Origin of the sequence: Limnobacter litoralis (assembly GCF_030160455.1) — a bacterium.
In the GTDB taxonomy this organism is placed as follows: domain Bacteria; phylum Pseudomonadota; class Gammaproteobacteria; order Burkholderiales; family Burkholderiaceae_B; genus Limnobacter; species Limnobacter litoralis.
On sequence record NZ_BSOJ01000015.1, the window covers coordinates 335,738 to 348,370 of the forward strand.

Below are 12,633 nucleotides of genomic sequence, written 5' to 3' on the forward strand. Positions count from 1 at the left end.
CAAAATTTCCAGCCTCTTTTGCAAACGCATTGAAACCCACCCATGACACAAGTTCAAACTCGAATTATCACCCAGTTGGCCACAGAATTGGGCGCAAGACCCGCACAAATACAGGCCGCGGTGGAATTGCTCGACGACGGAGCCACAGTGCCGTTCATCGCACGGTACCGCAAAGAGGCCACTGGTGGACTGGACGATGCCGTATTGCGTGACCTCCTGGATCGCTTGCACTATCTGCGTGAACTGGAAGACCGGCGGGCAACCGTTCTGGAGTCCATTCTTTCACAAGGCAAGTTGACCGATGAACTTCGCCTTGCGATTGAAAAGGCTGACAACAAACAGCTTCTGGAAGACCTCTACCTGCCCTACAAACCCAAGCGCCGCACCAGAGCACAGATCGCCCGTGAAGCGGGATTGCAAGGCTTGGCTGATGAAATTTTGAACAACCCCGAATGCCAACCAGAGCAGGAGGCCGCCAAATACCTGAATGCAGATCTGGGTGTTGCTGACATCAAGGCCGCCCTGGAAGGCGCCAGAGATATTCTCGCTGAACAGTTTTCAGAAAACGCCGAGTTACTGGCCCACATCCGAAAAACCCTGCTAGAGCGCGGTGCCGTTCGATCTCAGGTCGTCGAGGGTCAAGAAAACGAAGGAGCCAAGTTCCGAGATTATTTCAACCATCAGGAACCCTTGTCTCAGGTGGCATCACATCGGATGCTGGCCATGCTCCGTGGCCGTGATCAGGGTTATTTGACACTTAAAATTGATCTGCCCGAGTTCTGGTCACTCGAAAATCCGCGGGCGCCCCACCCTTTTGAAGCCACTGTGGCCTCCTTGTCACGCATCCAGTTGTCTGACGCGCCGAGGGGAAACTTCCTGGCGGATGTTTGTCGCTGGACCTGGCGCGTCAAGCTCGCCAGCTCCATGGAAAGTGAAATGCTGTCACACCTGCGCGACCAGGCTCAAAACGAAGCCATTCTTGTTTTTGGGCGCAATTTGAAAGACCTGTTGCTGGCTGCACCAGCCGGCGCGAAAGCCACGATGGGCCTTGACCCAGGCATTCGGACGGGTGTAAAAGTGGCCGTGGTAGACAGCACAGGCCAAGTGTTGGAAACCACCACCGTGTACCCACACGAGCCCCGAAAGCAATGGAACGAATCCATCGCCGTGCTGGCAGCACTGTGCAACAAGCACCAGGTGGCACTGATTGCAATCGGCAATGGCACGGCCAGCCGCGAGACCGACCAATTGGTGACCGACATGCTGCAGCAGTTTAAAAACCTGAACGCCACCAAAGTCATGGTGTCTGAAGCAGGTGCCTCCGTGTATTCTGCTTCTGCACTGGCCTCCAGCGAGCTTCCAGAGCTCGACGTCAGCCTGCGTGGCGCAGTGTCGATTGCTCGACGTCTTCAGGACCCACTGGCCGAGCTCGTAAAAATCGACCCGAAATCAATCGGTGTCGGTCAATATCAGCACGACGTGGATCAACGTCAGTTGTCGGGCCGCCTGGACGCGGTGGTAGAGGACTGTGTGAACGCAGTGGGTGTAGAACTGAACACCGCATCAGAGGCACTGCTTGCCAGAGTCTCCGGACTCAACAGCACAGTGGCCCGATCTGTGGTCGCCTACCGCAACAGCAATGGCCGTTTCAATAGCAGAGCCGACCTGAAAAAGGTGCCTCGCCTTGGCGACAAAACCTTTGAGCAAGCAGCTGGCTTTCTTCGAATTCATGGTGCAAGCAACCCCTTGGATGCCTCAGCCGTTCACCCTGAGGCCTATGGAATCGTCGAAAAAATTGCAGTGAAAGTGGGGCAACCTGTCGACAAACTCATTGGCAACAGCCAAGTGTTGAAAGGCTTGAAACCCGAAGAGTTCGTCGATGAGCGATTTGGCTTACCCACCATCAAAGACATTCTGGGCGAAATTGAAAAGCCAGGCCGCGACCCACGGCCCAGTTTCAAAACAGCCAAGTTTGATGACAAAGTGCACACGCTTCAAGACCTGAAGCCAGGCATGATGCTCGAAGGCGTGGTCACCAACGTTGCCAACTTTGGCGCTTTCGTAGACATTGGTGTTCATCAGGACGGCTTGGTGCATATTTCCGCACTGGCCAATACGTTTGTGAAAGATCCACACAGCGTGGTCAAGGCTGGGGATGTGGTCAAGGTCAAAGTGCTGGAAGTGGACATTCCACGAAAGCGGATTGCCTTGACCATGCGGCTCGGCGACGAAGCGCCCCGGGCATCAGCATCAGCTCCAAAACACAGATCGGCAGATCAAGCCAGACCGAGCTCAGCACCTCGATCTGATCGCAACTCGGCGCCTGCAAACAACGCGTTTGCAGCGGCGTTTGCAAAGGCGAGGCAGAAGTAAGGCCTTGGTTGCTGAGTCGGCTGTTGCTGGGTCGGCTTTTGCTGGGTCGGCTTTTGCAGGGTTGGCTATTGCAGGTGTACATGTCACTTGCGCTTGGTTTGCCCGAAATGACGCTGTTCCGAACCCTGGCTTTGGAAGCCCGAGCGACAACTCGTGGCTTTGCAAGCCACTCAGACATGTCGCAGGTCGGGCATGTTCCAAAGCTGCGGATTCCGAGCAGCCGGGCAACCCTGAATCGCGCTGCGTGACACACCCACCTGCAAAGCCTGACCACGCGGAACACTGGTAGAGGGATTCAAACCAATCTGCTGACCTGCTGACCTGCTGACCTGCTGACCAACTCAGCTTGACCCTCATTGCACTGTTCACCAACTTTGACCGACGCCTCGGTCTGCTCCAAGCGCACTGCCCGGTCTGTCGCAGCCCAATTCAAGAATTGCCCCACCTATGTTGACTCGCAGCCTTGGAATATGCCCGACCTGCGACTTGTCTGAGCCCCGGCTTTACCGGGGCGAGTTGTCGCTCGGGCTTCCAAGGCCAGAGGCAATTACAAGTTGAATGGGCAATTCAAGGGAAAGACAGACCGGGCAGTGCGCTTGGGGTAATCTAAGCAGTGCGCTTGGGGCAATCTAAGCAGTGCGATTGGGGCAATCTAAGCAGTGCGATTGGGGCAATCTAAGCAGTGCGATTGGGGCAATTTGGACAGCAGTCTAAAGCCGCACTGCACTGCGCTTCGGCGAATCCAGATATTCCTGACTCTGCATTTCCACGATGCGACTCACCGTGCGAACAAACTCGTGTGCCATGGCCCCTTCAACATAGAGTTCTTCCGGCTCAACTTCAGCCGACATGATCAGCTTAAGCTTGTGATCGTAAAAAACATCGATGAGCCACGTAAATCGGCGTGCCTCGGAAGCCATACCTGCGCCCATTTTAGGCACACCGGACAAAATAACGGTTTGGAATTGACTTGCAATTTCAAGGTAGTCATTCTGTGAACGAGGCCCGCCACACAGCGTCGGAAAATCAAACCAGATGACGCTACCCGCTCGCTTGACAGCACGAATCTTTCGCGACTCAATTTCCAGAACTGGGTCTTCCTCTTCAGTTTCCGCCAGCTGCTTGAAAGCGCCAATCACAAGACGGTCCGTCTCGTCATTCAAGGGGGTCAGGTAGGTGTGTAATTTGGACAGGGTACGACGACGATAATCAGTGCCCACATCCACATTGATCACATCGAGGTTGCTGTTCAACAATTCAATGGCTGGCAGCAGGCGGTCACGATGCAGGCCATCCGGGTACAAATCGTCCGGCTTGTAATTCGAGGTCATCAAAAAAGTGACACCGTTGGCGAACAGGCGATCAAGCAGACGGTACAGGATCATCGCATCGGCGATGTCTGACACGTGAAACTCGTCAAAGCAGATCAGCCTATATCTTTTGGCAATTCGGTTCGCGACCTCGTCCAAGGGGTCTTTGATGCCTTTCAGATCATCCAGTTCGGCGTGTACGCCACGCATAAACTCATGAAAATGCAGGCGCACCTTTCGTTTAACCTTGACGCTGTTGTAGAAGCAATCCATCAAAAAGCTTTTACCGCGCCCCACGCCACCCCACAAATAGAGCCCCTTGGGCACTGCTGGCCGATTGATCAGCTTTTTAATGACACTGCTGCGTGCTTTTTTATACACGACAAATTCGTCATAAAAAATCTGCATGCGATCGACTGCTGCCTGTTGAGCGGCGTCGGCGGTGTAACCGCGGTCTTTTAACGCTTGTGCGTAATATTCTTGTACGTTCACGATGAATTTGCCGATACATCAAAAGAATCGGCTGAGAATCCTTTGGATTCCCAGCCGATAGCCGTCGTTGCTTCAACCAAACACGATTACATGTTCAGTTGACGCTTGTCGCAAGCCAGGGCAGCCTCTTTCACCACTTCGGACAAACTCGGATGTGCATGGCAAATGCGCCCAATGTCCTCAGAAGCCGCCTTGAACTCCATGGCCATCACCGCCTCAGCAATGAGATCAGAGGCATGCGAGTTGATAATGTGCACACCCAGAACTTCATCGGTGGTGGCATCCGCCAACACTTTGACAAAGCCCTGTGAGTCGCCCTGCCCCAGCGCACGGCCGTTGGCCATAAACGGAAACTGACCCGCCTTGTACTGGCGTCCTTCGGCTTTCAATTGCTGTTCAGTCTTACCCACCCAAGCCACTTCGGGCGACGTATAAATCACCCAGGGCACGGTGTCGTAGTTGCAATGGCCTGCTTGACCTGCCAATATTTCAGCCACCATGACGCCCTCTTCTTCGGCCTTGTGAGCCAACATGGCACCACGAATAACGTCGCCGATGGCATAGACGCCTGCCGTCAAGGTCTGACAGTGCGCATCCACATCGATCTGACCACGCTCATTGGTTTTCAAGCCAATGGCTTCAAGGTTCAGGCCATCCGTGTTTGGAATGCGCCCAACAGAGACGATCAGCTTGTCACAAACCATTTGCTGGTCTTTGCCATCCGCGTCTTTGTACTTGACGGTTACCTGCTTCTTGGTGGTTTTGACCTCTTCAATTTTCACACCGAGGTTGAACTTCAGACCTTGCTTGGTGAAAATCTTTTGCATTTCCTTGGCAACGCCTTCATCGGCTGCAGCCAGAAACTGCGGCATGGCTTCGAGTACGGTGACGTCTGAACCCAAACGACGCCAGACAGAACCCAGCTCCAGCCCAATCACACCGGCACCAATGACACCCAACTTCTTGGGAACAGCACCAAATTTCAGTGCACCTTCATTGTCGCAAATCATGTCATTGTCGACAGGAACACCCGGCAAATGGCGCGCTTTGGAGCCAGTGGCTATGATCACGTTTTTCGCAGTGATCACCTCTTCACCCTTGGCACCCGTCACCTTGACCTGCACACCCGCGTCGGTTTTACCCACAAAGCTGGCCCAGCCATTCACCAAAGTCACCTTGTTCTTCTTGAACAGGAACTTGATGCCACCGGTCATCTTGTCGACGATAGAATCTTTGCGGGCGATCATTTTGGCCACATCCATCTTCGCACCAGTCACAGAAATGCCATGGTCTTCGGCATGGTGACTGATTTTTTCGAATTCTTCAGATGAGGCCAGCAGGGCCTTGGACGGGATGCAACCCACGTTCAGGCAGGTACCGCCCAGACGTGGTTCACCCTTGGGATCATCATAGGGATTGCCTTCCACGCAAGCCACTTTCATACCCAATTGACCAGCCCGAATTGCCGCTATGTAGCCCCCAGGGCCGGCACCAATCACCAACACATCGTAATCTGCACTCATGTCAAAAACTCCTTACAGATCAAGCAGCAAGCGGGCTGGATCTTCCAGGGCTTCCTTCATGGCAACAAGACCCAGTACAGCTTCACGACCATCGATGATTCGGTGGTCGTAGCTCATGGCCAAGTAGTTCATCGGACGAATCACGATCTCGCCGTTTTCAACAACTGCGCGATCTTTCGTGGCGTGAATGCCCAGAATGGCGGACTGGGGCGGGTTGATAATGGGCGTCGACAACATGGAGCCAAATACGCCACCGTTGGAAATGGAGAAGGTACCGCCAGTCAGCTCATCGAGTGTCAACTTGCCGTCTTTGGCCTTCTGGCCAAACTCAGCGATTTTTTGCTCGATGTCGGCCAAGCTCATTTGATCCGCGTTGCGCAGAATGGGCACCACCAGTCCACGGGGAGAACCCACTGCGATACCGATGTCGAAGTAGCCGTGATACACGATGTCGCTGCCATCTACCGAAGCATTCAACACAGGGTACTTTTTCAGCGCAGCCACTGCGGCCTTGACAAAGAAGCTCATGAAGCCAAGCTTGACACCGTGCTCTTTCTCGAACTTGTCTTTGTACTTGTTACGAAGATCCATGACTGGCTTCATATTGACTTCGTTGAAGGTGGTCAGAATCGCGTTGGTTTGCTGAGATTGCACCAGACGCTCAGCGACTCGGGCACGCAGACGGCTCATTGGCACACGCTGCTCAGGACGACCATCGATCAGTGTTGAAAGGTCGAGTGGTGCCTTGACTTCCGGCAACAATGAAACTGGCTTGGCGGCAGGTGCAGGTGCAGCGGCGGGCTTTGCAGCAGGCGCATTCATGGCACCGATAACGTCACCCTTGGTGATACGGCCATCTTTGCCAGTGCCTGAGACCTGTCCGGCTGACAGATTGTTTTCTGCCATCATCTTGGCGGCAGATGGCATGGCCACCGCGCCAGAAGCTGGTGCAGCAGGCGCTGCGGCAGGCGCTGCAGCAGCAACGGGAGCCTCTGCTGGAGCGGCAGGCGCCGCAGCCGGTGCAGATGCACCTGCAGTGGCCTCAGTGTCAATTTTCGCGAGCAGCTGACCCGCCACCACGGTGGCACCATCGGCTTGCAGAATTTCCACGATCACACCAGCTGAGGGTGCGGGCACTTCCAGCACCACTTTGTCAGTTTCAATGTCGATGATGTTTTCATCGCGCTTGACCGCGTCACCGACTTTCTTGTTCCAGGTTAACAGCGTTGCCTCAGCGACAGATTCGGACAATTGAGGAACAACGACTTCTACGATAGCCATTTGATTTTTTCCTTTTGAATTCTTCGATTATTTGGTGATCACAAAACCCTTGAGCTTGCCGAACGCCGCATCCAGCAGCGCTTTCTGCTGCTCGTTGTGCTTGGCATAATAGCCGACCGCTGGCGACGCTGACGCAGGGCGTCCAGCATAGCCAAGGCGCTGGCCTTCGCTCAGGTTCTCAAGAATGTTGTGCTGAATCTGGAACCAGGGACCCTGGTTTTGTGGTTCGTCTTGACACCACACCACCTCGGTCAGGTTCGGATACTTTCTCAGTTCGGCACCCAATGACTTGTGTGGGAACGGATAAAGCTGCTCGACTCGAATAATCGCAACGTCTTTGAGGTTTCTCTCACGGCGGCTTGCCACCAGGTCGTAATACACCCGACCAGAACACAGCACCGCACGCTTGATTTTGGCTGTATCCACTTCTTGTGTTTCACCGATGACGGTGTGGAAGTGGCCACGAGACAGGTCTTGCAGCGTAGAAACAGCCTCTTTGTGACGCAACAGAGACTTCGGCGTGAAGATGACCAATGGCTTGCGGAACAAGCGGATCATCTGGCGACGAAGCAAATGGAAAATCTGCGCAGGTGTTGTCGGCTGACACACCTGGATATTGTTTTCAGCGCAAAGCTGCAAATAACGTTCAATGCGTGCAGAGGAGTGCTCAGGGCCCTGGCCTTCGTAGCCGTGTGGCAACATCATGGTCAAGCCAGAGGCACGGCCCCACTTCACTTCGCCAGAGGAAATGAACTGATCGATTACCACTTGCGCGCCGTTGGCGAAGTCACCAAACTGGGCTTCCCAAATCACCAGCGCATTGGGCTCTGCAGTGGAGTAACCGTATTCGAAACCAAGCACTGCCTCTTCAGACAATACAGAATCGATCACAGTGAATGGCCCCTGCCCTTCAGCCACATTCTCCAGCGGAATGTAGGTGCCTTCGTTCCATTTTTCGCGACCTTGGTGGTGCAGCACCGCATGACGGTGTGTGAAAGTACCACGACCACAGTCCTGACCGGTGATTCGAACGGCGTAACCAGACGACACCAGTGACGCAAAGGCCAGGTGTTCGCCCATACCCCAGTCCAGCGGTGTTTCACCACGGCCCATGGCTGCGCGGTCAGCCACCACTTTTTGAACCAGTGGATGCAGCTTGAAGTTTTCAGGAATGGAGGTAATACGCTCGGACAAACGACGCAACTCGGCAGAAGGCACTGAGGTGTCTGCCGCATCCGTCCATTTCTTGCCCAGGTAGGGAGACCAGTCTACTGCGAACTTGCTTTTGTAATTGGTGAGCACAGGATCACGACTGTGCTTGCCGGAGTCCATGGCTGCACGGAAGTCGGCAATCATTTTCTCGGCGTCGTCTGCTGTGATGACCTTTTGCATGGCCAGACGCTCAGCGTACAGCGCGCGAGTGCCTGGGTGCTGTGCAATTTTTTTGTACATCAGAGGCTGAGTAACAGCCGGTGTGTCTTGCTCGTTGTGACCCAGTTTGCGGAAACACACGATGTCGATCACGATGTCTTGCTGGAACGTCATCCGGAAATCCAGCGCCAGCTGGGTTGCGAAGATGACCGCCTCGGGATCGTCGCCATTGACGTGAAACACGGGGGCCTCAATCATCTTGACCACATCAGTACAGTACAGCGTTGAACGGCTGTCACGAGGATCCGATGTTGTAAACCCGATCTGGTTGTTGATCACGATGTGCACTGTGCCGCCCGTGCCATAACCGCGCGTGTGAACCAGGTTCAAGGTTTCCATGATGACACCCTGACCAGCGAAAGCCGCATCGCCGTGCACCAGCACTGGCAACACTTGCTTGCCTTCTTTGTCGCCGCGTCGTTCCTGACGCGCTTTTACCGAACCTTCAACCACGGGGTTGACGATTTCAAGGTGAGAGGGGTTAAAAGCCAGCGAGAGGTGAACGGGGCCGCCAGGGGTGCTGACATCTGACGAGAAACCTTGGTGATACTTGACGTCACCCGCAGGCAAATCATCAGCGTGCTTGCCTTCGAATTCTTCAAAAAGCTGGCTTGGGCTTTTACCCAGTGTGTTGACCAACACGTTCAAACGACCACGGTGGGCCATACCGATCACGATTTCCTGAATGCCTTCGGTGCCGGCGCGCTGGATGATCTCGTCGATCGAAGCGATGAAGGATTCACCCCCTTCCAGAGAGAAACGCTTTTGACCCACGTAACGGGTATGCAGATAGCGCTCAAGACCTTCAGCGGCGGTCAAACGATCGAGAATACGAAGCTTCTGGTCAGCAGTCAGGCTGGCTGTGCCCAGTGAGCCTTCGATGCGCTCTTGAATCCAGCGCTTCTGAGCCGGATCGTTGATGTGCATGTATTCAACGCCGATGGATCGACAATAGGTGTCACGCAACGCCTTCACGATTTCGCGAAGGGTCATTTGATCCTGGCCAAAATAGGTGTTGGTGGCTGAGAACGTGATGTCCATGTCGGCCTCGGTAAGGCCGTAAAAAGCGGGATCAAGCTCTGGAATTTCAGGGCGTTCCTGACGCTTCAATGGATCAAGATCGGCGAACCGTGAGCCCAAAAAGCGGTAGGCCGCGATGATGGACTGCACGTGCACCTGCTTTTTGGCGACTTCGAGGTCAGCGGACTGAACCTGAGGCTGAATGAAGCCTTTTTTGGCACGCTGGGCAAACGACTGCACCACGGGCGCATGGGCCACGTCACGCTCGTTGACTTCACCATGCGATGAAGGCACCAACTGCATTTGGTCAAAGTAGGCCCGCCATTTTTCTGGCACGGAACCGGGGTTGTCTAAATAGGCCTCGTACAGTTCTTCAACGTAGGGCGCATTGCCCCCGAACAAATACGAGTTTTGCTGAAAAGATCGCATCATTGGCGCTTCACCTTTTTCCGAGTTTCTCGTTCAAGATGTGGGGTTCGGACTCGACCGCAGCTATCGCTGTTCGGACCGAATCCACACACACGTGGGTTTAACCGCACTCCCCTTCCAACCGCTGGGCTCCTTGCCCTTGGTTAGATAGCAAAAGCCAGAAAAGTTCTGACTTAAGAGTTAATGAAAGGATAGCAGGATTAGAGGCACCGATCTAAACACTGTTTCAAGCGATGTCTTTTTTTGTGGTTTGAATGAAACGGGGTCTGCAACTGCGATTCAGACCCTAAGTAGAAGCACGTAGAAGACGCTTGCCAAATAAAAAAGCCGCCTTAAAAGGCGGCCTTTTTTAAAGCAACGTACGCTTATCGTGAAGAGATAGGCTTGACGTCGCGGTGAACTGCGCCGTTGAACAATTGTCGTGGACGGCCAATCTTGTACTCGGGATCGGCAATCATTTCGTTCAGCTGGGCGATCCAGCCTACGGTGCGTGCCAGCGCAAAAATGGCGGTGAACAACGGCACTGGGATACCAATGGCCTTCTGAACGATACCAGAGTAGAAGTCGACGTTTGGATACAGCTTGCGTGAAACAAAATATTCGTCTTCCAGCGCAATCTTTTCCAGTGCCATCGCGATCTTGAACAGTGGGTCGTCGTGCAAGCCCAGTTCGTTCAGCACTTCATGACAGGTTTCACGCATCAACTTGGCGCGTGGGTCGTAGTTTTTGTAAACACGGTGACCGAAGCCCATCAAGCGAACGCCAGATTCCTTGTCTTTCACCTTGTTGATGAAGTCGCCGATTTTCTCGACGCCACCATTGGCCTGAATCTCGCTCAGCATGTTCAGGCAGGCCTCGTTGGCACCACCATGCGATGGACCCCACAGACAAGCCACACCGGCAGCGATGGCAGCGAATGGGTTTGTGCCTGAAGAGGCACACAGACGCACGGTTGAAGTGGAAGCGTTTTGTTCGTGATCTGCGTGCAGAATGAAAATGCGGTCCATGGCGCGAACGAGCACGTCATTGACTTCATATTCTTCGCAAGGGTTTCCGAACATCATGCGCATGAAGTTGGCGGTGTAGCTCAGCTTGTTTTGCGGATAAATGTTGGGGGAACCCACGCCATATTTGTAGGCCATGGCAACCAAGGTTGGCATCTTGGCGATCAGACGAATGGCAGAAATTTCGCGCTGTGCAGGATCCATCAGGTTCATGGAGTCTGGGTAGAAAGCGGACAAACCACCAACCAGACCGGTCATCACGGCCATTGGGTGGGCGTCGCGTCGGAAACCGCGCAGGAAGAAATTCATCTGCTCGTTGACCATGGTGTGCTTGGTCACACGGCTGTCGAACTCCGTTTTCTGTGCCTGATTTGGCAGCTCGCCGTTCAGCAGCAGGTAACACACTTCCATGAAGTCACAGTTTTGGGCCAATTGCTCGATGGGATATCCACGGTACAGCAGTTCGCCTTTGTCACCGTCAATGTAGGTGATGGCTGAATTGCAGGACGCGGTCGACAGGAAGCCTGGGTCATAGGTGAACTTTCCTGTGGAGGCATACAATTTCCGGATATCGATCACGTCAGGGCCAATAGTGCCCTTGTGAATGGGAAATTCAACCGAGGGGGTACCGTCCGTAAAGGACAGCGTGGCCTTGTTTTCTGTGCTCATCGGGTTTCCTTTTAGTGATTTAATGGCTTATAGGCTTTGCATCATCTGAACGATCTTGCGCACACCGGGCTGATCGTATTCTTCCTCTGGAGCCCTGCGTCCCAGAAGTACATCAAGAAGATCATTATCGGTCATCTCGAGCAACAGGGTCAAAGACTCCACGTCTTCGTCACTTAGCTCAAGCTCATGATTATCCAGAAATTTTTGGACAATCAAATCGTTTTCCAAAAGACCCCTGCGGGCCCTCCAGCGAAGGCGCGCCCTTTGGGCAGGATCGGATTGATGATTTGAATTATTCATAAACTACACAAAAAGATCGGGGTATGACAGATGACATCCCCGATCTGGACTGTCTTCAATAGAAGCAAACCTCAAACAGCGCGGCGTACCATCAATTCCTTGATTTTGCCAATCGCTTTTGTCGGATTCAAACCTTTTGGACACACATCCACGCAGTTCATGATGGTGTGGCACCTGAACAGACGGTAAGGGTCTTCCAGGTTGTCCAGACGCTCACTGGTGGTTTGGTCGCGGCTGTCTGCGATGAAACGGTAGGCTTGAAGCAAGCCAGCAGGGCCGACGAACTTGTCTGGGTTCCACCAGAAAGACGGGCAGCTGGTTGAGCAACAGGCGCACAGAATACACTCATACAGGCCATCCAGCTCTTCACGTTCTTCTGGGGACTGCAGACGCTCCTTTTCGGGAGGCGGTGTTTCATTGACCAAAAAGGGCTTGATGCTGTGGTACTGCTTGAAGAACTGGGTCATGTCCACAATCAAATCGCGCACCACTGGCAAACCTGGCAGCGGCTTTAACACGATAGGTTGCTTCAGATCGCGCAGGTTGGTGATACACGCCAGCCCGTTCTTTCCGTTGATGTTCATGGCGTCTGATCCACAGACGCCTTCACGGCATGAACGGCGGATTGACAGTGAGTCATCCACGTCACTCTTGATGCGCAACAGCGCGTCAAGCAGCATCTTGTCGTTGGGGTGCAACTCCACTTCCAGCTTTTGCATGTAAGGTGCTTTGCCGGTGTCTGGGTCGTAGCGGTAAATCTCAAACTTTACAATTCGTTTTTCGCTCATTTCTGATACCTCT

General features: G+C 53.7%; 9 protein-coding genes. 2 read left to right on the forward strand and 7 right to left on the reverse strand.

The annotated features are described in order from the left end of the window. Nucleotides 1–42: 42 nt before the first annotated feature. The gene (locus QQJ87_RS08660; protein WP_284281239.1) at nt 43–2,373 is read left to right on the forward strand and encodes a Tex family protein; all 2,331 of its coding nucleotides are present in this window, start codon (nt 43–45) and stop codon (nt 2,371–2,373) included. An 80-nt stretch (nt 2,374–2,453) separates the two neighbouring features. Continuing rightward, the gene (locus QQJ87_RS08665; RefSeq protein ID WP_284281240.1) at nt 2,454–2,621 is read left to right on the forward strand and encodes a hypothetical protein; all 168 of its coding nucleotides are present in this window, start codon (nt 2,454–2,456) and stop codon (nt 2,619–2,621) included. 462 nt (nt 2,622–3,083) lie between these two features. On the opposite strand, the gene zapE is transcribed toward QQJ87_RS08665, so the two are convergent. The 7 genes from zapE to QQJ87_RS08700 form a co-directional block, all read right to left on the reverse strand. Further along, nucleotides 3,084–4,175, reverse strand: a complete 1,092-nt coding sequence (zapE, locus tag QQJ87_RS08670) for a cell division protein ZapE (protein ID WP_284281241.1) — start codon at nt 4,173–4,175, stop codon at nt 3,084–3,086. A gap of 86 nt (nt 4,176–4,261) precedes the next feature. Then, complete coding sequence (gene lpdA, locus QQJ87_RS08675) at nt 4,262–5,698, reverse strand: dihydrolipoyl dehydrogenase (RefSeq protein WP_284281242.1); 1,437 nt, start codon at nt 5,696–5,698, stop codon at nt 4,262–4,264. A gap of 12 nt (nt 5,699–5,710) precedes the next feature. Continuing rightward, nucleotides 5,711–6,979 (reverse strand): 2-oxoglutarate dehydrogenase complex dihydrolipoyllysine-residue succinyltransferase, encoded by a 1,269-nt coding sequence (gene odhB / locus QQJ87_RS08680; RefSeq protein WP_284281243.1) that lies wholly within the window; start codon nt 6,977–6,979, stop codon nt 5,711–5,713. Nucleotides 6,980–7,006: 27 nt separating this feature from the next. After that, nucleotides 7,007–9,862 (reverse strand): 2-oxoglutarate dehydrogenase E1 component, encoded by a 2,856-nt coding sequence (locus QQJ87_RS08685; protein WP_284281244.1) that lies wholly within the window; start codon nt 9,860–9,862, stop codon nt 7,007–7,009. A 362-nt stretch (nt 9,863–10,224) separates the two neighbouring features. Then, complete coding sequence (locus tag QQJ87_RS08690) at nt 10,225–11,532, reverse strand: citrate synthase (RefSeq protein ID WP_284281246.1); 1,308 nt, start codon at nt 11,530–11,532, stop codon at nt 10,225–10,227. Between the two features lie 27 nt (nt 11,533–11,559). Further along, nucleotides 11,560–11,832, reverse strand: coding sequence for an FAD assembly factor SdhE (locus QQJ87_RS08695; RefSeq protein WP_284281247.1), 273 nt, complete (start codon nt 11,830–11,832; stop codon nt 11,560–11,562). A 71-nt stretch (nt 11,833–11,903) separates the two neighbouring features. Next, nucleotides 11,904–12,620, reverse strand: coding sequence for a succinate dehydrogenase iron-sulfur subunit (locus tag QQJ87_RS08700; RefSeq protein ID WP_284281248.1), 717 nt, complete (start codon nt 12,618–12,620; stop codon nt 11,904–11,906). Nucleotides 12,621–12,633: the final 13 nt, after the last annotated feature.